The 24,069-nt window shown below is 71.6% G+C and carries 21 protein-coding genes; 8 read left to right on the top strand and 13 right to left on the bottom strand.

Features of this window, described 5'->3' with window-relative positions; genetic code table 11:
* The first annotated feature begins 14 nt into the window (after positions 1-14).
* Positions 15-1,217, top strand: a complete 1,203-nt coding sequence (locus tag JIX56_RS17715) for an NAD(P)-binding domain-containing protein (protein WP_257541857.1) — start codon at positions 15-17, stop codon at positions 1,215-1,217.
* 248 nt (positions 1,218-1,465) lie between these two features.
* On the top strand, positions 1,466-2,272 hold the full coding sequence (locus JIX56_RS17710; RefSeq protein WP_257541828.1) for an HAD family hydrolase: 807 nt from the start codon (positions 1,466-1,468) through the stop codon (positions 2,270-2,272).
* A gap of 84 nt (positions 2,273-2,356) precedes the next feature.
* Here JIX56_RS17710 and JIX56_RS17705 read toward each other — a convergent pair whose 3' ends face one another.
* Positions 2,357-3,085, bottom strand: a complete 729-nt coding sequence (locus tag JIX56_RS17705) for a LysM peptidoglycan-binding domain-containing protein (protein ID WP_257541827.1) — start codon at positions 3,083-3,085, stop codon at positions 2,357-2,359.
* A gap of 839 nt (positions 3,086-3,924) precedes the next feature.
* Between JIX56_RS17705 and JIX56_RS17700 the strand changes: the two genes are divergently transcribed.
* From JIX56_RS17700 to JIX56_RS17680, 5 genes are all read left to right on the top strand, one after another.
* Complete coding sequence (locus tag JIX56_RS17700; protein WP_257541825.1) at positions 3,925-4,935, top strand: polyprenyl synthetase family protein; 1,011 nt, start codon at positions 3,925-3,927, stop codon at positions 4,933-4,935.
* A gap of 209 nt (positions 4,936-5,144) precedes the next feature.
* Positions 5,145-6,164 carry a CHRD domain-containing protein gene (locus JIX56_RS17695; protein ID WP_257541823.1) on the top strand — a complete coding sequence of 340 codons (1,020 nt, stop codon included), beginning with the start codon at positions 5,145-5,147 and terminating at the stop codon, positions 6,162-6,164.
* Positions 6,165-6,426: 262 nt separating this feature from the next.
* Positions 6,427-7,770 carry a LolA family protein gene (locus tag JIX56_RS17690; RefSeq protein ID WP_257541821.1) on the top strand — a complete coding sequence of 448 codons (1,344 nt, stop codon included), beginning with the start codon at positions 6,427-6,429 and terminating at the stop codon, positions 7,768-7,770.
* Between the two features lie 71 nt (positions 7,771-7,841).
* Positions 7,842-8,813, top strand: coding sequence for an ABC transporter ATP-binding protein (locus JIX56_RS17685; protein WP_257541819.1), 972 nt, complete (start codon positions 7,842-7,844; stop codon positions 8,811-8,813).
* A complete protein-coding gene (locus tag JIX56_RS17680) occupies positions 8,800-9,738 on the top strand; it encodes an ABC transporter permease (RefSeq protein WP_257541817.1) in 939 nt (312 codons plus the stop codon). Before JIX56_RS17685 ends, JIX56_RS17680 begins: the two co-directional genes overlap by 14 nt.
* Here the strand turns inward: JIX56_RS17680 and JIX56_RS17675 are convergent.
* From JIX56_RS17675 to JIX56_RS17620, 12 genes are all read right to left on the bottom strand, one after another.
* Entirely contained in the window at positions 9,728-11,377 is a 1,650-nt protein-coding gene (locus tag JIX56_RS17675) for an IS200/IS605 family accessory protein TnpB-related protein (protein WP_257541815.1), read from the bottom strand. The two genes, JIX56_RS17680 and JIX56_RS17675, sit on opposite strands and share 11 nt — an antisense overlap.
* A gap of 215 nt (positions 11,378-11,592) precedes the next feature.
* Complete coding sequence (locus JIX56_RS17670) at positions 11,593-12,192, bottom strand: flavodoxin family protein (protein ID WP_257541813.1); 600 nt, start codon at positions 12,190-12,192, stop codon at positions 11,593-11,595.
* A 97-nt stretch (positions 12,193-12,289) separates the two neighbouring features.
* A complete protein-coding gene (locus tag JIX56_RS17665; RefSeq protein ID WP_257541811.1) occupies positions 12,290-13,648 on the bottom strand; it encodes an amidase in 1,359 nt (452 codons plus the stop codon).
* Positions 13,645-14,043, bottom strand: a complete 399-nt coding sequence (locus JIX56_RS17660; RefSeq protein WP_257541809.1) for a DUF4913 domain-containing protein — start codon at positions 14,041-14,043, stop codon at positions 13,645-13,647. The genes JIX56_RS17665 and JIX56_RS17660 overlap by 4 nt, the downstream gene beginning before the upstream one ends.
* Positions 14,040-15,791: a type IV secretory system conjugative DNA transfer family protein gene (locus tag JIX56_RS17655; RefSeq protein WP_257541807.1), complete on the bottom strand. Its 1,752-nt coding sequence runs from the start codon at positions 15,789-15,791 to the stop codon at positions 14,040-14,042. Before JIX56_RS17655 ends, JIX56_RS17660 begins: the two co-directional genes overlap by 4 nt.
* 268 nt (positions 15,792-16,059) lie before the next feature.
* Positions 16,060-17,544, bottom strand: coding sequence for an ATP/GTP-binding protein (locus tag JIX56_RS17650; RefSeq protein ID WP_257541805.1), 1,485 nt, complete (start codon positions 17,542-17,544; stop codon positions 16,060-16,062).
* Positions 17,541-19,034 (bottom strand): SCO6880 family protein, encoded by a 1,494-nt coding sequence (locus JIX56_RS17645; RefSeq protein ID WP_257541803.1) that lies wholly within the window; start codon positions 19,032-19,034, stop codon positions 17,541-17,543. The genes JIX56_RS17650 and JIX56_RS17645 overlap by 4 nt, the downstream gene beginning before the upstream one ends.
* A gap of 160 nt (positions 19,035-19,194) precedes the next feature.
* On the bottom strand, positions 19,195-20,376 hold the full coding sequence (locus JIX56_RS17640; protein WP_257541801.1) for a hypothetical protein: 1,182 nt from the start codon (positions 20,374-20,376) through the stop codon (positions 19,195-19,197).
* Between the two features lies 1 nt (position 20,377).
* Positions 20,378-21,169, bottom strand: coding sequence for a hypothetical protein (locus JIX56_RS17635; RefSeq protein WP_257541799.1), 792 nt, complete (start codon positions 21,167-21,169; stop codon positions 20,378-20,380).
* Positions 21,170-21,200: 31 nt separating this feature from the next.
* Positions 21,201-21,497 (bottom strand): hypothetical protein, encoded by a 297-nt coding sequence (locus JIX56_RS17630; protein WP_257541797.1) that lies wholly within the window; start codon positions 21,495-21,497, stop codon positions 21,201-21,203.
* A 399-nt stretch (positions 21,498-21,896) separates the two neighbouring features.
* Positions 21,897-22,157, bottom strand: a complete 261-nt coding sequence (locus JIX56_RS17625) for a hypothetical protein (protein ID WP_257541796.1) — start codon at positions 22,155-22,157, stop codon at positions 21,897-21,899.
* Positions 22,154-22,678, bottom strand: coding sequence for a DUF6668 family protein (locus JIX56_RS17620; RefSeq protein WP_257541794.1), 525 nt, complete (start codon positions 22,676-22,678; stop codon positions 22,154-22,156). The genes JIX56_RS17625 and JIX56_RS17620 overlap by 4 nt, the downstream gene beginning before the upstream one ends.
* 341 nt (positions 22,679-23,019) lie before the next feature.
* Between JIX56_RS17620 and JIX56_RS17615 the strand changes: the two genes are divergently transcribed.
* Entirely contained in the window at positions 23,020-24,054 is a 1,035-nt protein-coding gene (locus JIX56_RS17615; RefSeq protein WP_257541792.1) for a peptidoglycan DD-metalloendopeptidase family protein, read from the top strand.
* The last annotated feature ends 15 nt before the right edge of the window (positions 24,055-24,069 follow it).

The following is a 24,069-nucleotide window of genomic DNA, read 5'->3' as shown; positions in this document are numbered from 1 at the left end:
TGGGGAGGGACTTCGTGATTCAACCGGTAGCAGTCATCGGTGCCGGGCCGTTCGGCCTGTCCACCGCCGCGCATCTGCGGGCGCACGGCATTCCGGTCCGTGTCTTCGGTGAACCCATGGTCAGCTGGCGGGACAACATGCCCGCCGGGATGCTGCTGAAATCGACCCCGGCGGCGTCCACCATCGACGCCCCGCAGCGCGGCCACACCCTGGCCGACTACTGCGACGCCGCCGGCATCAGGCGGCTCGTCACGGACGAGGACATCATCCCGGTCGAGACCTTCGTCTCGTACGGGGAGTGGTTCCAGCAGCGGCTCGTGCCCGAGCTGGAGCGGGTGCGGGTGGTGTCCGTCGACCGGAGCAAGGGCGGCGGCTTCGAACTGAAACTGGACTCGGGGGAGTTGTTCGCGGCGCGGGCCGTCGTGGTGGCGAGCGGTCTGTTCGGGCTGGCGCATCTGCCGCCCGAGCTGGCGGCCGCGGCCGTCGACGGACCCACCCCCACGGGGCCCGTCTCGCACAGCTCCCAGCACCCCGATCTGAGCCGGTTCCAGGGCAAGGAGCTGATCGTCGTGGGCGCCGGGCAGTCCGCCCTGGAGACGGCGGTCCTGGCGGCCGAGGCGGGCGCACGGGTGCGGGTCGCCGCGCGCGGGCGAGGGTCCGTGGCCTTCGGCGCACCCCCGTGGAAGCAGCCGAGGCTGCGCCCCGAGTCGCCGTTCGGACGCGCCTGGTCGTTGTGGGCGCTCAGCTATTACCCGCACCCCTACCGGTACTTGCCCGCCGCCACCCGGCACCACCTGGTCCGCCGGGTGCTCGGGCCGCTGGGCGCGTGGTGGTTGCGCGAGCGGTTCGAGGGGCGGGTGGAGGCGCGGGAGGTCGCGCGGGTGGTGCGGGCCGGGGTCATCGACGGGAGCCCGCGGCTGGTGCTGCGCGGGCATGACGGCCGTACGGAGGAGTGGGGCGCGGACCATGTCATCGCCGCCACGGGGTATCGCGTCGACCTGGGGGCCATGGGCTTTCTCGGGCACGAGCTGCGTACGGAGCTGGCGGTGAGCCGGGGGACGCCGGTGCTCGGGGCCGGGTTCCGGTCGTCGATACCGGGGCTGTACTTCACGGGGTTGCCGGCGGCGGCGTCGTACGGGCCGGTGATGCGGTTCGTGTGTGGGACGGAGTTCGCTTCGCCTCGGTTGGCTCGGCATCTTGCGACGGCGCATGGGTGAGCCGGTTCCGGGACGAGCTCGGTGAGGCGGTGCGTCGCGGGGTGCGGGTGCGTGGGGGTTGTTCGCGCAGTTCCCCGCGCCCCTTTCAAGGCCTGCGGCCGTTTCCAGGGGGCGCGGACCAGGTCGCACCGGTGAACCCGCGTTCGGGAAAAGGGGGTTGACGTACGGGGCCGGTGTGGCCGTCGAGGTGCCGTACGTCGTCCGGTTCGTGTCGAACCGATGGGGCGCGGCATCCGTATTCTCTGATCATGGCCGCTCCCACCGCATATTCACTCATCGCCACTGACCTGGACGGAACGCTCCTGCGCAGTGACGACACGCTCTCCGACCGGTCCCTCGCCGCGCTGGCGCGGGCCACGGGGGCCGGTGCTCAGCACCTCGTGGTGACGGGACGGCCGGCGCCGAGAGTCCGCCCACTGCTGGAGGACCTCGGCAGCAGGGGGCTCGCGGTGTGCGGACAGGGCGCGCAGTTGTACGACACCGGCGCGGACCGGCTGCTCTGGTCCGTCACCCTGAACCGGGAGCTCGCCGAGACCGCGCTCGGCAAGATCGAGGCCGAGGTCGGACAGGTGTACGCGGCCGTCGACCAGGACGGGGTCGACGGCCTCACCCTGATCGAGCCCGGCTACCTCATGCCGCACCCCACGCTGCCCGCCGTACGCGTGCCGCGCCGGGACGACCTGTGGTGCGAGCCGATCAGCAAGGTGCTGCTGCGCCATCCCTATCTGTCCGACGACGAGTTGGCCTCGGCGGCGCGCATGGCGGTCGGTTCGCTGGCGACGGTCACCATGTCGGGGCCCGGCACCGTCGAACTCCAGCCATGCGGCATCACCAAGGCGACGGGCCTCGCCCTGGCCGCCGAACATCTCGGACTGACCCCGGACGAGACCATCGCGTTCGGCGACATGCCCAACGACATCCCGATGTTCGACTGGGCCGCGCACGGGGTCGCCATGGCCAACGCCCACCCCGAACTCAAGGCCGTCGCCGACGAGGTGACCCTGTCGAACGAGGACGACGGGATCGCGGTGGTCCTGGAGAAGCTCTTCCCGTGAGCGACTACTGAACGGCTGTTGAACGACTGTTCCCCTGGGCCCGCCGGCCCAGGGGAACAGGGTGAAGAAGGAGGAGCCGACGGCTCAGTACGGACCGAACACGTTGTCGATCGAGCCGTACCGCGCGGCGGCGTAGTTGCACGCCGCCGTGATGTTCGCGACCGGGTCGTAGGGGTCGTACGGGGTGCCGGACACGTGGTACGCGGCGAACGTCGGGTCGATGACCTGGAGGAGGCCCTTCGAGGGGATGCCCGCGGCGGCGTTGGAGTCCCAGTTGTTGATGGCCTGCGGGTTGCCCGACGACTCGCGCATGATGTTGCGGTGGATCCCGTCGTACGACCCGGGAATTCCCTTCTGCGCCATGATGTCCAGCGACTCGCGGATCCAGCCGTCGAGGTTGTTCCCGTACGTCTTGACGGACGCCTGCGTGGCCGTGGAGGCCTTCGAGGCGGTGGTCGACTTCGTCGCCTTGAGGGTCAGCTTCAGGCCCGGGCGGATCAGCGCCGGGTTGTCGCCGATGGCCGCGCGGTTGGCCTGGTAGAGCCGCTGCCAGCCGCCGCTCGTGCCGTGCTTCCGGGCGATGGAGGAGAGCGTGTCGCCGGAGACCACGGTGTACGTCAGCGGGTTGGCCGCGGCCGGCGCGGACTGCGGGGCCGACTGTGCGGAGGTGGCGGCCTGGGCCGGGGTGGCGGCGTTCGCGGTCGTGGCGACCGTGAGCGGGAGGGCGAGTGCGGCCCCGCCCGTTCCGGCGGCGACGACGCCACGGGTCAACGCGTTGCTTCTGGGACGGCGGTGTTTGCCTCGTGCGGGCATGGCGGATTCCTCTCCGTCGCCTGCGAGGTGAGCTGTCGGGTTCGGGCTGGAGATGCCCGGCCGTGCGCGTCGTCCCGGCGGTCGCTGTGCGTGTCGCGTCCGCTGGGCGTACTGCGCTCGGCTTCACCCCTAGCCGGTCCGCTGGGGAAAGTCGGACCGGCGGCTTGCCTGGGTCCCCCGCTCCTGCCGTGCGTGGATGAGTGGTGAATGGGTGGGGCGTCCGGGGCGGCGGCAGGATTTGGCGGTCCGTCCGGACGGGGTGTGAACGTATGCGAGAGCACACGACCGGAACAAGTCCCGGTTTGGCGGGTTGGTCCAGTTGACCTTGAGTTTGGCATGATCCGCCCGTCTGCTGCGGGTACGTGCAGTGGCTCAACTTGCCTACCGCAAAGGGAAAGTCGATGGGGTGGTGTGGGGGTGAGGTGTGAAGTGCCCGTGACTCAACTCACGGGAGGAGTCAGGCGAAATCATGAGTAAGCGGCAAATCGGTCAAGTCGGGTCGGAGGGAGGGGTGCGGGGGAGCGATTCGGCCGACCGTGGAGCGGGCGGGCGTCTCCGCGGGCGGGGCGGGTACTCGGGGCCGGCCGTCGCGCGCCCGAGCCGTACGCGCGTCGGTGGATATCGGCGCGTATCAGTTGATCAAGAATATGGAGCATGCGGTCCCATACCACTCGGGGCGAAGCCGTGGGCGCTCGTGGCGATCGAAAGGTGACCGGATACGCTGACTCGGGTGATGGCAGCGACAGATCGACAAACTTTGTCATCGACCGTGAGACCGACCTAGACCGACCGTGTGACCGCGTGACCGTCAGCAGACGTCAGCAGACAGGAGAACCCTCGTGACCGTCGTCGAGCCGTTTGGGCTGAGCGCGCGGGACCAGGCTCTCGAAGCCGATGTCCAGGCCGGAATGACGGCCGTCGAGGAGGGTCTGCTCGAGGCGACCAAGAGCGAGGTCCCCTTCATCCAGGAGGCCGCCCAGCATCTGCTGCGGGCGGGCGGCAAGCGGTTCCGGCCGCTGCTGGTGATGCTCGCGGCGCAGTTCGGCGACCCGTACGCGCCGGGTGTCGTGCCCTCGGCCGTGGTGGTCGAGCTGACGCATCTCGCCACGCTGTACCACGACGACGTGATGGACGAGGCCGAGGTGCGCCGGGGTGTGCCCAGCGCGAACGCCCGCTGGGACAACTCCCTCGCCGTCCTCACCGGTGACTTCCTCTTCGCCCGCGCCTCGCACGTCCTCGCCGACCTCGGCCCCGACGCCGTCCGTATCCAGGCCGAGGCCTTCGAGCGGCTGGTCACCGGGCAGATCCTGGAGACCGCCGGGCCACGCGACGGACGCGACCCGATCGAGCACTACCTCGACGTCCTCGGCGGCAAGACCGGCTCGCTGGTCGCGGTCGCCGGGCGGCTCGGCGCGCTGATGGCGGGCGCCGACGAGACCGTGGTCGACGTGCTGACCCAGTACGGGGAGCGGCTCGGCGTCGCCTTCCAGCTCGCCGACGACGTCCTCGACATCGCCTCCGACTCGCACGAGTCCGGCAAGACGCCGGGTACGGATCTGCGCGAGGGTGTGCCGACCATGCCGGTGCTGCGGCTGCGTGAGCGGGCGGGGCGGCTGGGGCTGCCGGACGACATCGCCCTCTGTGAGCTCCTCGCATCCGACCTCACCGACGACGCCCGCCACGCCGAGGCCCTGGCCCGGCTGCGCGTCCACCCCGCGCTGGAGCAGGCCCGCCGCGACACGATCCGCTACGCGGAGGAGGCGCGGGCCGTCCTGGCGCCGCTGCCGGAGTGCGACGCGAAGGCGGCGCTCGTGGAGCTGTGCGACGCGGTGGTGCACCGGGCCGGTTAGGCGCCCGGGGTTGCCGTGGCCCTCCTGGGGGCTGCGCCCCCAGACCCCGCTGTCGCCCTTCGGGCTCGTCCTCGATCGCCGGACGGGCTCGAATTTTTTGTGACCTGGATCACATTTCTGGACTGAGTCCAAGTTCAGATCAACTCCGTATCAACGCCCAGAAGCTGACGCAGGGGGCGTTGGCTGCATTACGGGGAGAAAACAGAATCATGGGATCTTTCGTTGCATACGCGGCGCGTCGTCAGGGTCTGATCGTGTCCGGGGTCGCGGTGGCCACCGCGACCGGTGTCGCCGCCGCCGTGATCCCGGCGGTCGCGGACAGCGGGAACGGCGGCGACGGGCAGGCGATCGTGGCGCGGCACGGCGGGCACGCCGCCGGCGGTGGCCTCTTCGGCGGCGGTACCGGACGGGGCGGGACCATCCTCGCCGCCAGTCTGAACGGCGCCGCCGAGGTGCCTGTGCAGGGCGGGCCCGCCGTGGGGGACAAGGACGGCGCGGCACTGGAGTTCGTGCGGATCAAGGGCGACAAGGTCTCCGTCGCCGTGACCTGGCGCGGCACCGACAAGCCGAGCGCCCTCCACATCCACCAGGGCGGCAAGGGCGTCAACGGGGGCATCAAGGTCGACTTCACCGAGCTGATCAAGAAGTACGGCAAGGGGCACAGTCTCACCGGCACCGTCGAGGTCAAGGACGCCGCGCTGCTCAAGAAGCTCAGGAGCGACCCGACCTCGTTCTACGCCAACCTGCACACCGCCCAGTTCCCGGGCGGAGCCGTCCGCGGGCAGTTCCACAAGGTGACGACCGACTTCGACTTCCGGTACGCCCTGCGCAACTTCCAGGCGTCGGTCCTCAAGGGCAAGCAGATCTACGAGTGCCGGAAGGCGGACGGGGGCGGCTACGCCTTCGCCCAGCGGGACGTCTCCGCCGTGCTCGGCGGCGGCATCGCGCACTCCTTCGTGAAGCCCGACTCCGGTACGCCGCAGTGGATCGCGCCCGACCGCAGCGCGGTCACGGGGGCGCTCGTCTCCAAGTCCCCGAACGGTGACCGCAACATCCCCGAGCTGGACCTCAGGGCCACGCAGTCCGGCAAGCACCGCGGGCTGCTGGCGAACACGGTGGAGATCCTCCGGCTCAACACCGTCGGCGGCGTCGCCCCGGCCGGCTCCTGCTCGCCGGGTGCCGTGGTCGGTGTCCCGTACAAGGCCGACTACGTGTTCATCAACCGCTAGGGCGTCAGTTCGACTTGCGGCGACTTGCGGCGACTCGCGGCGCCTTCCCTGACGACCCCTACGGGTTCGGGGAGGCGCCGCCTTGCCATGTCATCCCCTGCGGTCGGCGATGTCATCCCGTAGCAGTACGTCGAGTTGAGTCCCCAGTCTGACGATTCCCGGCGGCCGATTTGGTCAGATGGGTATCACCACTCCTCACCGATTCGGGTGAGAATGGCGGCTCCGAGTAGACGCCGCCGCCGACGACGGAGGTAAGGCACACATGGCACCGTACGAAACCGACGACAGCGCCCGGGCCGGTGACGCGGCCGCGCTCGCGGCAGAGGCCGAGGAGACGCGCGCGGCACGGCGACGCAAGGCAGCGCGGTACGTCGTCCCGGTCACCGTGCTGGGCGTGGCTGCGGCGACCATCGGGCTCGTCCCGGCCTTCGCCGGCTCCGGTGACCCCGATCTGCCGAAGATCAGCGCGCAGGAACTCATCGAGAAGATCGCCGCCTCGGACGTCCAGCAGGTGTCCGGCACGGTGAAGATCACCACGGATCTGGGCCTGCCCGACCTGGGCGGTCTCGCGGGCGGCCTCGCCTCGCAGGCGCCCTCCGGGGGCGACGGCGGTTCGGCCGCCGACCCCTCCGCCAAGCTCCTCGAACTGGCCTCCGGCACCCATACGTTGCGGGTCGCCACCGACGGCCCCGACAAGCAGAAGCTGTCGCTGCTGGACGACGCCGCCGAGTACAGCGTCATCCACAACGGCGACGACCTGTGGGCGTACGACAGCGCCTCGAACGAGGTGTACCACGCGACCGGTGGCGACGAGGGCAAGGACCAGCGAGCCGAGAAGGACGCTCCCGACTCCGCCGAGGACGTGCCCGCCACGCCTCAGGAGCTGGCCGAGGAGGCCCTGAAGGCCGTCGACGACACCACGTCCGTGACCGTCGACGGGACCGCGCAGGTCGCCGGGCGGGACGCGTACAAGCTGGTGATCAAGCCCAAGCAGTCCGGTTCGACGGTCGGGGCGATCTCGATCGCCGTCGACGCGAAGACGGGGCTGCCGCTGAAGTTCACGCTCACCCCGACGAGCGGCGGCGCGGCCGTCGTGGACGCGGGCTTCACGAAGGTCGACTTCGGCAAGCCGAGCGCGTCGACGTTCGACTTCACCCCGCCGAAGGGCGCGAAGGTCACCGAGGCCGACGAGGTCGAGAAGTCGGGTGACCACGAGTCCGGGTTCGGCGACTCCCCGTTCGACGAGTCCGGCAAGAACTCGCCCTCCAAGGACGGCAAGGGACTCCAGGGCTCCGAGGGCTCCGAGGAGGAGTTCGCGAGCGGGCTCGACGGGCTGAAGACCATAGGCAAGGGCTGGAGCACCATCGCCGAGTTCGACAGCGGCGCCGAGGGCGGCATGCCCACCGGCGGCGGTTCGGACGCGACCGGTGACGCCCGGGTAGACGGCTTCCTGAACTCCCTCGGCGATCAGGTCAAGGGTGAGTTCGGCTCCGGTACGGTCTTCAAGACCCGGCTGATCAACGTCCTCTTCACCGAGGACGGCAAGGTGTACGCGGGTGCCGTCACCAAGGACGCGCTGGTGAAGGCGGCCAACGCGGCGAAGTAGCGACGCCTGGCCGGTGGGCCGGGACGGCGAGGCCGCCGTCCCGGCCCACCGGCCGCAGTCCGAGGGGAGCCATGAGCGAAGCAGCAGCCATCCACACCCAGGGGCTGACCAAGACGTTCCGCGGCGGCCAGCTGGCCGTGGACCACCTGGAACTGACGGTTCCCAGCGGCAGCGTCTTCGGCTTCCTCGGCCCGAACGGCTCGGGCAAGACCACCACCATCCGCATGCTGATGGGCCTGATCGAGCCGACCTCGGGCACGGCACAGGTCCTCGGCCGGCCCATGCCGCGCTCCGTGCGGACCGTGCTCCCGCACGTGGGCGCGCTCATCGAGGGACCCGCGCTGTACGGGTTCCTCTCCGGCCGCGACAACCTGATCCGCTACGACTCCGCCGACCCGACCGCCGACCCGCGCACCCGGCGTACGCGCGTCGCGGCCGCGCTCGACCGGGTCGGGCTCACGGCCGCCGCCGGGAAGAAGGCGAAGGCGTACTCGCTGGGCATGAAACAGCGGCTGGGCCTCGCGGCGGCGCTGCTCCAGCCGCGCCGCCTCCTCGTCCTCGACGAGCCGACCAACGGCCTCGACCCGCAGGGCATGCGGGAAATCCGGGCCCTGGTAAGGGAGTTGGCGTCCGACGGCACCACCGTCTTCCTCTCCTCCCATCTGCTCGACGAGATCGAGCAGGTGTGCACCCATGCCGCCGTCATGGCCCGGGGCCGGCTCATCACGCAGGGCCCGGTGAGCGAACTGGCCGCCGGGGCGCGCGGCCGCCTCGTCGTCACCACACCCGACACGGCGGACGCGGCCCGGGTGCTCAAGGAACAGGGCATCGCGGATGTGGTCGTGGCCGACGGGGACGGCGCCGGCGCCGGCGAGGGGGGCCGGGTGACGGCCGAACCGCCGCCACCGGACCGCGATCTCGCCGAGCTGAACGCCGCACTGGTCACCGCGGGCGTCCGCGTCCGCGGCTTCGGCCTCGAACGCGCCTCCCTGGAGGACGCGTTCGTGGCGCTGACGGGGGAGGGCTTCGATGTCGCGGGTTGAGACGTCCCGTGGTGGGGCCGAGGGAGAGGCGACGACCGAGGTCACTCCGTCCGCCGCCCGTACGCCCAACCTCCTGTGGACCTTCGGGCTGTTCCGCAGCGAGTTGGTGACCACGTTCCGGCGGTGGCGGACGATCGCGCTGCTGGCCGTGCTCGCGGCGGTGCCGATCCTCGTCGGGATCGCGGTGAAGATCGAGACCGGTGACGGGTCGTCGACGGGCGGCGGACCGGGCGGCGGTGGGGGCGGTGGCGGCGGGCCCGCGTTCATCGCGCAGATCAGCAACAACGGGCTGTTCCTGGTGTTCACGGCGCTGGCCGCGACGCTCCCCTTCTTCCTGCCGATGGCGGTCGGGGTGATCGCCGGGGACGCGATCGCGGGCGAGGCGAACGCGGGCACCCTCCGCTATCTGCTGGTCTCGCCCGCCGGCCGGACCCGGCTGCTGCTCACCAAGTACGCGACCACCATGACCTTCTGCCTGGCCGCCACCCTCGTCGTGGCGGCCTCGGCACTGGCCGTAGGGGCCTTGCTGTTCCCTCTCGGCGACCTGACGACGATCTCCGGCACACGCATCAGCTTCGCCGAGGGGCTGCTGCGGGCGCTGCTGATCGCGCTGGCGGTGGCCGCGTCACTGATGGGTATCGCGGCCCTCGGGCTCTTCATCTCGACCCTCACCAACAGCGGCATCGCCGCGATGGCGACGACGGTCGGGCTCCTCATCACCGTCCAGATCCTCGACCAGATCCCCCAGCTCGACGCCCTCCACCCGTACTTCTTCTCCCACTACTGGCTCTCCTTCGCCGACCTCATGCGCGAGCCGATCTACTGGGAGGACCTGCAACGCAACTTCGGCCTCCAGGCCCTGTACGCGGCGGTGTTCGGGTCGGCGGCGTGGGCGAGGTTCACGGCGAAGGACATCACGGCCTGAACCGTTCCTTATGACTGAGTGGGAGTGAGTCCTGTTGCCAGGATTCGTGCTCAGCCGAACGCCCCGAACGGTGTTGGGTGTTCTGGTTGCCCGCTTTCGCTCCGCGTCCGGCGCGCACGGATCGTGTCCGTGGTCCGGGGATGCGGGGGCGGGTTTCCTCACGCCCGGGAGTGCCTGGTCGGGCCTGGACGGTCCGATGCCCCGCACGATCGCTCTGGTCGTGTGGGGGCGGTGCCGTCCGTCGCCGGATCGGGTGTCCCTGGGCGCGCCTGCCGATCGCCACGGCGGCCGCGTCGTGGCGAGTGGTGGTGCGGTTGTTGCTGGTGAGGGGTTTCTGCCAGTGCTGGGCGCCCCACTTGGAGGTGTAGGCCGGGTCCACGGCGATGACCGCGATGCCGGTGTGGTCGGCCATGGAGGTGAGCCGGGCGCGCAGGCGGGCGGTGGGCATGCCGGAGATGAGCTGCCGGAACCGCTTGCGGCGGCCGTGTTTCTCCCGGGTCTTCTCGGCGGCGAAGTCCAGGTCCTCCACCGCGATCGCCTTCACACCACAGGCCTGCGCCCAGTTGAGCAGGCGGGTCAGGGCGTGCCGGACCTGGGCGTCACGGTGCTGGGCGGTGCCGGACAGGTCGTAGGAGAAGCGGCGCGGGTCGCTGGCCGGGTTGCCGTGGACATCCAGGCGCCAGGCGGCGAGGTGGTCGGCGTTCATGTCGACACCGATCACCCCCTGGGCGAGCGCGGCGCTTAGCGGGATGGTGGGGGTGGGCGGGATCTGCCAGGAGGCGGTCAAGTACCAGCGGTCCCGGTCGACGTCCAGGTGGATGCGGTAGGCGACCGCCCGGTTGGCTGCGACGCGGTCGGCCCACTCGGTGCCCCGGTGCGCGAACGCGACACGGCAGGCGAGGACGTACCGCCCGTGCGGGGCGTTCGCCAGATACGCGAGCGGGGCGGGCAGCTTGATGCTCACCTCGCCGTCGGGGCTGACGCGGATCGTCTCGTTGCCGTAGCGCTTGCCGGACTCGCCGTCGGCCTGGCAGAACCACCGTTCGGCCTCCCACCGCCGACGCCACTGGTCCTCGGTGAGTTGGGCGGCGTCCAGATGGTGGCGGGTGCGGGCCAGCTGTTTGCCGCCACGCACCACATGCACGACGCCCGCTTCACGGTCGGCCCGCTCGGCATCCAGGCGGTCTTGCAGCACGTGCAGGCGACGCGCCTTGGCATGCCATTCCCGCCGGGACCGGTAACCACCCGGCGCGTGTTTGGAGCCTTTCTGCCCGACGGGCTGGGACAGCCGCTGTGTGAGGGTGGTGATGCCCGCTTCCAGGCTCTGGATGTGCGCCAGCTGGCCACGGCGGGCCAGCGCCCACTGGTCGTGCGACGCCTTGGTGATACTGCCCGCCCAGCGTGACGACGACAGCGGCGTCAACTCACGCTTACGCACCGCCCACGCATCGGCGGAATGCTCCAGGCCGTCCCGGCAACGCGCCTTGAGGTCCTTCGAGGCGAGCCCTCCCAGACGCGCGCCGACCAGGCGCAGCACATCCTCATCCCCCGCCGTCAGCTGCTTGAGCCGGGCACGGATCGCCACACCACTCGGGCCGGACGCGACGAACGGCTCCGCGATGGCCCGCAGCCCGCCCACCCTGTCACCCCCAACCCCGAAGAACCCTGTCACCGTCCCCAACGACCACCGTCCGCAGAGGTCACGCATTCGACACGAGAACGCCAGTTCTCTTCCGAAAGGTCGACGCAACGACCGAGACAGGCAAACACCACGGGCACTCACTCCCGCTCACCAGAACACACTTGAGTTCACTCCAGCGGCAACAGCTCCAAACCCCTGGCACGGCTGAGGGCTCAGGCGGCGGCCTCCTCCTCCGTGTCGTACGGGAACCGCGCGTACGGCGGCTCCCCGGTGAAGAACGACTTCGCCCGGGTCAGGGCCGCCGTGTCGCGGAGTACGTCGCCGGGCTTGCTGCCGTTGCCCAGCAGTACTCCGCCGAAGCGCATGCCCAGGTACGCGGCGGAGTTGTTGAGCGTGCCGATGAGGGGCTCGGCGACCTCCTCCTCGTGGTGGGCGAGCGCGGTGACGCCCCAGAGGGTGCGGCCCGCCATCGTCTTCTTGAAGTCGAGGCCGGGGGTGCGCAGCCAGCCTGACCAGTGGTCGAGATAGCGCTTGACGTGGGCGGACACGGAATACCAGTACAGCGGCGACGCGATCACGAGGTCCGTGGCCGCGAGCGTGGCGTCCAGCAGCAGCGCCCTGTTGTCGCCCTCCGGCCGTACATGGTCGCTGTCGTGGCGCAGGTCCTCGAAGTCCGGCAGCGGATGCTCCGCGAGGTTCAGCCAGTGCTGCTCCACGTCGTCCGGCAGCTGCTCGGCGGCCGCGCGGGCCAGCAGCTCGGTGTTGCCGTCCGGCCGGCTGCTGCCGAGAACGAAGAGGAAGCGGCGGGTCATGGGGTCCCCCTGGGGGTAGGCGGCGTCCAGGTACCGTGCACGGAGATTACATGCGTAGACAATATATGCGTACGCATATGAGTGCCAGGGGGCCTGGTCAGGCGGTTCCGGCTGAGTCGGTCGGGTCGGCCGAGTAGGTGGGATACGCCCGGGCGGCTTCGGCGGCACGCGTCACGCGCAGCAACAGGTCCTCCCCGCCGTGCCGGGCCACCAGCTGGAGTCCCACCGGGCAGCCGTCGGAGTCGAAGCCGGCCGGGATGCTCGTGGCCGGGTGCCCGCTGAGGTTGAACGCCCAGGTGAGGGCGGTCGAGTAGCGCTCGCCGGGGCCCTCGTGGACGTGCGGGGCGTTGGGGGTGGTGGGGGTCAGGAGCAGGTCGGCTCCGGCGAAGAGGGCGGCCAGCCGCCGGTCGTTCTCGGCGCGGAGTTCCTGGGCCGCCCGTACGGCTGCCGGGTCGGTGTCGGGCGCGGAGCGGAGGGCCAGCCAGGCCGGTCCGGGGTCCATCAGGGGCGCGGTCCGGGCCGGCCCCGCGAACCGCACAAGTCCGGTGTCCGCGAGGCGGAGCGCGGCGCTGTGGGCGATCGCGGCGGGCTCGGGGTCGGTGTCGGCGAAGCCGAGGTCCGCCGACCAGACGGCGGTGGCCGGAGGCGGCGCGTCCTCGGCCGACCCGGCCGCCGAGTCCGCCTCCTCGTGGCCGTCCTGCTCCGCCGCGCCCCGGACACAGCGCCAGTACGCCGCCGCGTCCGACGCGTGGCGGGTGAGGACGCCGGCCGCCGCGAGGCCCGTACGGTCGGCCGAGGGCAGGCGCCCGTTCGTGGTCTTGAGGCCGACGACGCCGCACCACGCGGCCGGGATCCGTACCGAACCGGCGCCGTCGGTGCCGGTCGCCATCGGTACCAGGCCCGCGGCCACCGCCGCCGCGGACCCGGCGGAGGAGCCGCCCGGGGTCCGGTCGGCCCGCCAGGGGTTGACGGTCCGGCCGCCGGCCCCGAGGCCCCAGGTCTGCCAGGGGGTGCCGGGGCCGGGCACGGAGGTCGCGCCCACGGGTACGCAGCCGGCCGCGACCAGGGCCCGCGCCGGTGCCGTACGCATCCCGGACCGGCCCTTCACCCCGATCGGCACGCCGGCCAACGGCAGCCGTGTCCCTGCGGCGACCTGCTCGTCCACCTCCGCCGCCCGCCGCAACGCCTCCTCCGCCCACACCTCGCCGAACGCGCACAGCGTGGGCTCCGCCCGTTCGATCCGGGCGAGTGCGGCGACGACCACGTCGACGGCGAGGACCTCGCGAGCGCGGACCCCGGCGGCGATCCGCTCGGCCGAGAGGATCGGAAAGCCGCCTGGTGGAAGCGGGTTGAGGGGGAGGTGGTCGGGAGTGAGACAGTCGGGCGGAGGGGAAGCGGATGGCGGGGAATCGGATGGCGGGGAGGTGTGCGGCCGCATGGCTCTCTCGAGGTTCAAGATCCCGTCCCGTACGGCTCGACCGTCGGCGGCTGCTTCGCCCGGTGGGCGCCCGCCTTGCAGCCCGCGAACGGGCCGCTGGGGGAGCGTAGTTCGGCCATGACGGGGCCGAGGTGGTCACGGTGCCACACCGCCGGGCCGGACGCTCCCGCCGTGGGGTCGGTGAGTTCCTGCCAGGCCAGCCAGAGGGCGTGCAGCCGGGCCACCGCCTCCAGGTGCTCCCACCAGCGCGGGCACCAGGGCTGCTGGGAGGTGACCTCGCGGCCGTAGACCGGGAGAAGCAGATCGCCGACCCAGACGGCCAGAGCGTGCATCTCGTCGGTGTACTCGGCGCCGTCGAGGTAGAGGATGAACGGCGGGGCGGCGGGGGCCTGTTCGGGGGCCATGGCGGTCATCGGACGATCCCTTCCGCCGCCCGGGCCGTGATGGCCTTGACCTCGGCCTGGGCCGCGCGTGCGATGCGGTCGGCGCCGGGTTCGGCGTACCAGGGGCGCAGGCGGACGAGGGCGGGCTTGACGCCGGTGGCGAGGAGGAGGGCGGTGCCCTTGGGGAGGGCGCGGATACGGTCGGCGGGCAGGATGCGTTCGAGGCGGTACGAGGTGGAGCGGGAACGGCCGTCCTTGCCGCGCGAGTAGCTCACCGTGGACACGTCGTGCTCGCCGACCAGCCGCGAGACCTTCTCCACGAAGTCCGCGTCGTCCAGGCCCGCGCCGAGCAGTTTGATGGTGGCGGCGCCCCACAGCGCGTCCATCCCGGCCTCGCCCCACACCCGTGTGCCCTGGCGGTAACTCTGCAGCAGGGTCACGACGTTGATGCCGCGCGAGCCGAAGTGGGAGTAGAGGTCCGGGAGGTCGGAGATACGGCAGACGTTGGCGGCCTCGTCGAGCACGGCCGTCATCGGCGGGTCCAGGCGGCCGCCCATCCGCTCGGCCGCCACGACTCCCGCGCGCAGGACGGAGTCCGCGCACGCGGCGATGACACCGGCCGCCGAGCCGCCGCCGTCCTTGGAGAGCAGATAGAGCGTGTCGGACGAGAGCGCGTGCCGCTCGGGCAGGAACTGCGGCAGCTCGGGGTCCGGGCTCACCCAGGCCGCGATCGCCGGGTCGAGCAGGCACGCCACGCACTGGCGGGCCGTCTCGTAGATGCCGTCCCGGGTCTCCACCGCGCCCTGGACGGTGCCCTGGAGCTGGTCGGCGAGGGCCGACATGCCCGCGTCGCGGAGCAGGTCGACCGGCGTACGGTCGGCCGGGTCCGCCAGCCACGCCAGTACCTCGTCGACCTGCCGCTTGCCCCGGTTGGCCGCGTGGAACAGGGCCGTGAGGGTGTTCTGGGCCGCCGAGATCCAGAAGTCGCGCTTGGAGGCGTCGTCGTTGACCGCGCCGACGAAGTGGCCGGCCAGGCGGCGGGCGCCCTCGATGGTGGCCGCGTCGGCGAGCATGTCCCACCACAGGCCGCGCGGGGTGTGCGCGATGCCCTGTGGGTCGAACGTCCATACGGTGCCCGCGCGTTCGCGCTCCGCGCGCGTCACGCTGTACACGTCCGCCTTGTTCGAGGTCAGCAGCACGCTGCCGCGGGCGCGCAGGACGCGGGGGACCGCGATGCCGGTGGACTTGCCGGCCCTCGGGGCCATCAGGTCCAGCTCCACGTCCTCGTAGCTGCTGCGGAGTTCCGGGCCGCCGGGTTCCAGGTCGCCGAGGAGGTTGCCCGTGTCGTCCGGGGGGAGCTTGCCCGACTTCGGCAGGGACGGGCGGAGTTGGCGGGCCCTGGTGGTGGCGCCCTTCGGGAGGAGGGCGGAGAGTTCGCGGCGGCCGGCGAGGCCGCTGGGCCTCCGGCCTCGGCGGCGGATCAGTACGGCGAGGGTGACCAGGAGGGTGAGGGTGGTGCCGAAGACCGTGCCCATGCCCGTGGTGATCGCGCCGGGTGACGCCGTCGGCCATACGGCTGCCGGGCCGTCCGTCACGAGGGTCTTCAGTGTCTCCAGGGTGAAGGGGGGTGGGTCCCAGCCGGTTCCGGTGAGGGCTGCGGCCAGGGTGCCGCCGAGCCAGGCGCCGAGGAAGAGGGTGCCGATGAGTAGGGCGGCGGTGGGGATGATCCAGGGCAGGAGGTCGTCGCCGGTGGTGTGTTGTTGTTTGCGTGTGGGCATTTCGTATCCCCCGTCAGGTGGTTGATTTCTCTCGCCCCCGCCGCCCCTACCCGTCCCGTCCCCAGGGGCTGCCGCCCCTCGACCCCGCACGCGCGAGAGGTCGGGGGGTGTGGGTTGTCGGGCGGGTGCGGGTGGGTGTGTGGTTGCTCGCGCAGTTCCCCGCGCCCCTGAAAGACTCCGGGCGCGGCCCATGCTTTTAAGGGGCGCGGGGAACTGCGCGGCCGGCCCCCGCACACCCGCAGTCGCCCGACAACCGCACCCCCCGAGCTCATAGGCGCCCCGCCTTCGACAGCGTCGGCTTCGGGGTCCACCTCGTGTTCGTGTTGTGCAGATCCCTCTCCGTGTCCGTGATCGACACCTTGATCGGGATCCCAGGACGGCCGCCCACCTTGATCAGGAAGCGCCCACGACCCGGCGGCTCCTCATTACCCCCCGTGCTGGCCCAGCCCGGCGGGGACGACCACGACGACACGAGGTCGATCTCGCGCTCCGACAGCCCCACGATCTCGCCGAGTTCCCTCATCTCCGTACGGGGGAGGCCGGCGCACACCACCATCCCGGCGCGCTCGACGAAGCCGCGCGCCTTCGCCCGGTCGGCCTCGCTGCCCAGCGCCTCCGCGTCCTTCAACGTATGCGTGATCTTCGCGTCGCCGAGGCCCAGGGACCGGTTGAGACGGGTGAGGGCGTCGATGCGTTCGACGATGCCGGAGGCGGCGCGGAGGGGGCGCCACAACTCGTCCAGCACCGTGAAGAACCAGCGCTGCGGGGCGAGGCCCGCGTCCGCGAGCGCGTGGGCCGCCGCCACCGTGCCCAGGCCGTCCGACCACGCCGCCAGCATCGCCGCCGCCGTGAGCTGGGTGTCCGCCTCGCCGATGCGGGAGATGTCGACGCAGACGGCGGGCGAGGCCGGGTTGATGCGGGTGGAGGTCTCGGAGGCGAAGGTGTCGCCGAGCGGGCCGTCCAGCACGCCCAGCAGTGAGCGGTGGAGCGGGTCCACCGCCTCCTGGTAGCGCGCCACGTCGCCCCGGTCCAGCGTGACCGCGCGGACCCGGTCCGGGCCCTCGTCGAGCACCTTCAGCAGGTCGGGCAGGAGCGGCGGCCGGCCCGGCTTCGTACGTGCCGCGAGGTGGTGGAGGCAGGCCGAGAGGACGGACTGTTCGTGGTCGTCCATCGGGCGGCCCCGGACGATCGTGATCAGCGCCGCGACCATGTTCAGGACGCGGCCGTGCGCCTCCGCCGCCAGGATCCGGCCCCGCTCGCCGCCGATCCGTGCCGCCGCCTCGCCCATCGCGCCGGGGTCCAGGACGTTGATGCCGCCCACGCCGCGCCCGATGGAGATCACCTGGCCGCCCAGCGCCCGTACGGTGTCGGCGTAGTCGGGCTTCAGGTCGCCCAGCACCAGCGGGGTGATACCGGTCGCCGCCATGCCGATCAGCATCCGGTTGACCAGCGTGGACTTGCCCAGGCCCGGCATGCCGAGCATGAAGAGCGACGGGTTGGAGATGTAACGGGCGCGGGTGAACCAGGAGATGGGGTCGCCGCAGACCGTGGCGCCCGTGTGGAGGTGCTGGCCCAGCGGCACCCCGGTCATGGGGGCGCCGGAGCCCGCCGCGAAGGGCCACAGGCCGCAGGCCTGGACCGTCGTCGCACGCCACAGCGCGGGCGGGTCGACATGCCCGACCTGGCCGCCGCCGGGGCCGAACCAGCCACGCGGGGGCGCCGTACGGGGTCGTGGGGTGGTGGACTTGCTCACAGCGCCTCCCGGATCTGGTACGGAACGAGGGTGTGCTCCCACGGCAGCAGGCCCACGGGGAGCGTGCAGGTGAACGCGGAGGCCTGCATACGGTCGGCGGGGCGCATCAGGATGCGGGAGGACGCCTGGAGGTTGCGTACGGTGATCGCCGCGTCCGGCAGCTGCTCCTCGCTGTCCACGGTGACCGTCACCATCAGCGAGAACTCCACCAGCCCGGCACCCGCCGCCTCCTCGGCCGCCGTCTGCTCCGCCGCCTGCATCTCGGAACTGGCCCGCGCCTGGACCAGCCCACGCTTCGAGCCCGCCATGAAGTGCGCGGTACGACGGTCGGCCTCGACGATGCGAGCGGAGGTCGCCGGGTCGATCGGGCGGTAGATCAGCGAGACCCGCTTGCGGCGGGTGCCCGTCGCGGGCTCCAGCAGGCCCCGCAGCACGCTCGACCGGACCGTGCCGCGCGGCGCCAGCGTCAGCATCCACGTCCGCGAGACACCCGAGTCGTGCTTGTACGCCTGCACCGACTCGACCGCGGCCGCCGGGCCCGCGTCCGCCCAGTCGAGGCCGGTGGTCGAGTGCTCGGCCCGCGCGCTCAGCACATCGGGGGCGACGGCGGGGTCGTACGCCACGCGGACGATCTCCGCGAGCCGATCGGCGGACAGCGGGTACGCGGAGCCGCCGCCGGCCGCGACGAGGCCCGACAGCAGGCCGGGCAGCCGCATGGACAGGTCGGTGATGACGTCCTCGATGTCCCGCTTGGGGCCGCCGGTGGGGCCGTAGGTCAGAGCGATGTACGTGTGCATCTCCGAGGAGGCGGACGGGTAGCGCGCGACGACCTCCTCCATCACCGCGCGGGCGGCGGCCGGGGCGTCCGGCGAGATGCGCGGCAGGACCTCGGCCGCCAGCCGCGTCCCGGTGTCCGGCGCGGTCTCGACGACGACCTGGGCGCCGCGCAGTCCCGGCTCGTGCGAGAGCCGGGCGAGCCAGTCGCCCCAGGACGCCACCCAGATGTCGACCTGCTCGGGGTCGACCAGCGAACCGCCGTCCGGCTCGCAGGCCAGGACCACCGTGCAGAGGTTGCGGCCGGGGTGGTGCAGCACCCCGAAGGCGCGGTTGTAGGCGTCACGGCCCTCGTACATCTTGGTGCGGGCGAGCAGGCCCGGCGGGTGGTAGCGGCCACCCGGGCGCTTGGAGAGGGGGCCGGAGACGTACGTGGTGGAGCCGTTCGCCTTGCGCCTGAGCCAACCGATACGCACCGCGACCACCTGGTAGATGTTGCGGCCGTCCACCGTGCGCAGCGCGAGCGGGGCGAGGAAGAGGCCGAGGGGGATGAGGACGAGGATCGCGGCCATCAGCGAGACCAGCGAGGCGAGCAGTGCGACCAGGAGTCCGCCGAAGGCGACGACCGTGCCGAGGAGGCCCAGCGGGCCCAGGCCGGGGCGGCGGGGTCTGCGCCAGTTTCCGTAGGTGGGACGCGTGAGGGCGTCGGTGGACATGGGGGTTCCTTCTTCCGGCTGTAGTTCGCTGAGTTCTGAGTGCCTACGAGCTCGGGTGGTGCTGAGCGATGGCGACTGCGGGTCGGTCGTGGTTGCTCGCGCCCACGCGGCGGAGCCGCACATCGATACAGTCCCGCGCCCCTGACGGGGCGCGGGGCCCCTACTGGTTGTGGCCCTTCATCCCGTCGTTGTCGTCGAGGGAGCCCGCGACCTCCGACGCCGCCTGCATGCCGGTCTGTACGACGACCGCGGCGGCCTGGACCGCGACGGCCGCGCCCGCCGTGGCCGCGCCCGCGGCGGCGGTGCCGGCCGCCGCGCCGGCGCCACCGGCTCCGCCCGCGGAGGAACCCGCGCCCGAGGAGGGAGAGCCCTGGGGGGCCGAGGAACCGCCGCCGCCCCCGCCGCCGGCCTGGCCCGCGGCGCCGACCGCTCCGCCCGCGATGCTGACCGCGCCGGACGCCATGTTGTTGGCGGCGTTGAGCGCGACCGTGCCGCCGGAGGTGCCGCCGAGGGCGGCCGTGGCGGGGACGATCAGCTTGAGCAGGGCGGGGAGGGCGAACACGGCCATGATCAGCATGCCCATGCCGGCGATGACCGAGTCCAGATCCTTGGTGTCCTTGGTCATCGAGGTGGCCGAGTAGATGATCAGGGCCGCCGCCGGCTTGTACAGCAGCCAGGCCGCGAGCCAGCCGATGTGCTTCTTCCACCAGCCGTCGCCCCACCCGGTCATCGAGGAGGCGGCGGCCAGCGGCAACGTGCCGACCAGCATGATGAGGACGCCGATGCGGATGTACATCAGCACGATCTGCACGAAGCTCGACAGCATCACCAGCAGACCGAAGATCAGCACCAGACCGGGCTGGTTGAGCGTCAGCACGCCCAGCATCTCGGAGGCCTTGTCCCCGAGGTCGGATCTCTCGTACACGTCCCTGGCGTACGCGTCCGACGCCGTCATGAGTGCCGTGACCACGGGCACGGATGCCGCGCCGACGAGGATGACCTTCCACATCCCCATGAACGCCTGTCTCATCGACTGGCCTTTTCGGTCCACGGCCATCCGTATCGCGGCCAGCAGCAACGAGGCCACCGCCACATAGCCGACGATCCAGTTGACCTCCGCCGTGATCAGTCCGATGGGACTGTCCGCAGCCGCCTGACCGTGGCCGCCGCCGTTTCCCGCCGGGTTCTCCACGTCGATGTTCAGCCAGACGCCGTTGAGCGCCTTGAGCACCTCCGCCGCGCCGTCGCCGATCGCCTTGGCGAAGACGACCACGGCACCCTCGGTGAACTGCTTGCCGCCCTCTTCGATCAGGCAGTCGTAGATCTTCCATGAGCAGGCCATCTCACGCCTCCCAGGTGACGAAGCCGTCGGTGCCGCTGACCTGCGACACACCGCTGTAGACCGTGCCGTCCGGGTCGGGGGAGAGCTTCCAGTCGCCGTCCTGCCAGCGCACGGTGACCGAGGCGGAGCCGAAGCCGCCGTCGCCCATGCCGCGCACCAGGACCATCACGGTCGCCTGTGTCTCGTCGTACGACAGGACCGTGAAACCGGCGTAGCCACCGGCGTCCGGCGAGCCCGTGGTGGACTTGTCGGCCTCCTGGGCGCGGCTCGCGATCAGCGCGTCACGGCCCGCGCCCGGCACGACCTGCTGGTCGACGACCTTGCGCCAGCCGTCGTAGCTGAGGTGGTCGGTGATGGAGTGGACCGCCATGACGGCCCCCATCGGGGTGTGGGCGAAGCAGGACCAGACCGGACCGTCGTACGTGAGCGGGCCCGCCGCCTTCGAGACCGGGACCAGGCCGGTGCCGTTGGCCTTCCAGTGGAAGTCGCGCGGCGCCTCGGTCGGCTTGGCCTGGTCGCGGTCGTCGGTGCGGCAGCCGGCGGGCCGGGTGTCCGAAGTCCCCTTGCCGTCACCGGAGTCCGAGGCCGAGTCCGACGCCTTGGACGTCGAGGTCGGCTCCGGGTAGCCGGACGAACCGGTCGGCTGCCCGGAGCCGTTGCCCGTCACCGCGAAGAGGACCGCGAGGACGAGCAGCACCACCAGGAACCCGGCCGACAGGATCCAGCCCCGCTGCTGCCAGAACGGCTGCTCCCACTCCCCGCTGCCCCCTTGGGCCCGGCCGGAGTTCAGCATCGTCGCTCCCCCTTTCGACGTGCTCGGACGGCTAGAAGACGAAGTTCACGAGCGGGCCGGCGGTGGCGACCAGGACACAGCCGCCGAGGACCATGCCGAGGCGGCCCATGTGCTCCGAGCCCTCGCCGCGGCGCATGGAGATCGCCATCATCGCGCCGGTGATCAGCACACCCGCGACGCCCGCGGCGGTGCCGGCCCAGGCGACGATGCCGAGCACGGTGTCGACCTTGCCGGTGAGTTCGGCCGGGGCGTCCCGGTTCGGGTTGGGGACCGTGCCGTCGGCCAGGTAGATGGACTGGTGTGCCTTGGCGGCTATCGCGTTCAGCATGTGGTTTCTCCCCGTGTCGGTCGGCCGCCCGTCGAGCGGCCGACCGCGACTCGCTTGAGCGGATGGGTCATTGGGTGCATTCGGGGCCGGTGTGACGTGCCCGGGTTCCCGGTCGCTCTGTGAGCTTGGCGACTCCTGTGAGTCCAGGCCAAGCGATGTAGTGATCCAGCACCTGTCGGTGACGTGCTCGTGACAGACGGGAACTCCTCGTCATGTCCGGGACAGTGACGTGCCGTCAGAAACTCCGGGGACCTGCGGCGAAGTGGAGGGGCTCGCACCGGTGTACGGCCCTGAGGTGGTTCGCGTACGACAACGGCCCGCCGGTTCACGCGTGACCGGCGGGCCGTCGCCCTTCCTGCCCAAGGACCCCTGACGGCGTCCCTGGCGTCCCTGCAGTCCCTACAGCACGAACCCCACGATCGGCCCCGCCGTCGCGCCGATGACGCAGGCGCCCATGACCATCGCGAACTGGCTGAGATGCTCGTCGCCCTCCCCGGACCTCAGGGAGATCGCCATCCGCGAGCCGACGATCAGCAGACCGCACACACCGGCCGCGGTGACCAGCCAGGCGAGGATGTTCAGGACGTAGTTGAGCTCGTTGGTGACCACCGCCGGAGGCCCGGCCAGGGTTGTCGCGGCGGCGAAGAGGGTGTCGCTCATGGGGTCCTCCCGGTGAGACGGGCCAGCGCCGCGCTCTCCCGCGGCGGCGGGCCGGTGAGGTCGCCGGTGCGCCAGGCGGGCACCCACGGCACGCGATAGACGTCGATCACGGAACTGATCACTTTCACGCGCTGCACGAGCTGCCGGGGCAGCCGGCCGGGCGCGTCCGCGACCAGCACGATCGCGTCGAGGTCCAGCCCCGGCGGCGCGTCGCCCCGCCGGAAGATGTCCAGCGTGTGCGAGACCGCGTCGAGCCCGGCGGCGTGCGTACGCCCCACCAGCAGCACCGACGACGGTTCGCCGTGTTCGGGGCGCGGCCAGTTGCGGCCCGCGTCATGGCCGCCGAAGACCGTGGCGAGGGTGGTGGACCCGGCGCCGCCGTGCGTGGCGACCCAGGAGAACCGCCGCGGGCTCGCGGCCGCCTGGGGTGGCGGGTCCTGGGGCCGCGCCTGAGGTTCCATGACCGGCCCACGCAGCCAGATCTCCGGCCCGGCCGCCGCCTGTCCTGCGCCTGGCTGCATCACCGCATCACCGCTCTCCACCACTCCCCGTTTCCGCCGCTGATCACAGCAGTCTTCCTGAGCCCGCGTGCCAAGCAGTCTTCCTGAGCCCGCGTGCCAAGCAGTCTTCCTGAGCCCGTCGGGCCCGTCAGGCCCGTCGCATCCGGCGTCGTACGCGCTGTTGTGTTCTGTGTCGTCCTCCGATCTTCACGGTGTACGGGCGGCTTGGGAATCGGGGCGTGAGTTCCTGCGACGAGCCTGTGACGCGCTGGTGACGCACGGAGCGGGGGTGAGCGGAGAGACTCGACTGCCTGGCCACAAGTGGCAGGAGCATGACTGGACTTCGACGCTGAGGGGAGCAGATGTCCAACGGGGGAGGGTCCGTCACGACCTGGGTCGTCGGCGGCTGCGTGGCGGCCGTGATGATGCCGGTGGTCATGATGGTCGCGGTGAGCGGCGGCGGCGAGGCCGACGCGGAGGAACAGGGCGTCGGCGGCGGCCTCAAGACGGGCCAGGTACCGGCGGAGTACGTGCCGTGGGTCCTCAAGGCGGGCAGCATGTGCGACGTCATCAAGCCGGCCGTGATCGCCGCGCAGATCGAGGCCGAGTCGGGCTGGAACCCGAACGCCAAGTCCCCGGTGGGGGCCGAGGGGTTGAGCCAGTTCATGCCCGGCACCTGGCCGAGCTGGGGCAGGGACGACGACGGCAACGGCCGGGTGTCCCCGTACGACCCGGGCGACGCGATCATGGCCCAGGGCCGCTACGACTGCGCCCTCGCCAAACAGGTCCAGGGCTACAAGGACAGCGGCCAGGCCACCGGCGAGACCCTCGACCTGGCGCTCGCGGCGTACAACGCGGGCCCGGGCGCCGTGCAGAAGTACGGCGGCATCCCGCCCTACACCGAGACCCAGAACTACGTAGCCCGCATCAAGTCCCTCATCGCCAAGTACGAGTCGGTGGACGACCCGCCGGGCAAGCTTCCCGAGGGCAGGCAGATGGCGATGCCGCTCTCCGGCAATCCGCCCGTGACCTCCCCGTACGGCTGGCGCATGCACCCCACGCTCGGCGTCCGCAAGCTCCACACCGGCATCGACTTCGGCGCGGCCGCCGGCACGCCGGTCCTCGCGGCCCGCGACGGCGAGGTCACGTTCGCCGGCTGGACCAACGGTTACGGCAACCGCGTCGTCATCTCCCACGGCACCGTCAACGGCGACCGCGTCTCCACGACGTACAACCACATGCTGTCCGGACTCAACGTCAAGGCCGGCGACAAGGTGAAGGTCGGTCAACGCATCGGCCCGGTCGGCTCGACGGGCTACTCGACGGGCGCGCATCTCCACTTCGAGGTGATGCAGAACGACAAGTACGTCGATCCGGCGCCGTGGTTGGGGCTGTAGTGACGACGTGGGTGA

Source organism: Streptomyces sp. CA-210063 (genome assembly GCF_024612015.1).
Taxonomy (GTDB): Bacteria; Actinomycetota; Actinomycetes; order Streptomycetales; family Streptomycetaceae; genus Streptomyces.
The sequence above is the reverse complement of the archived record's forward strand: the minus strand, read 5'-3'. Positions and strand labels throughout refer to the sequence as shown.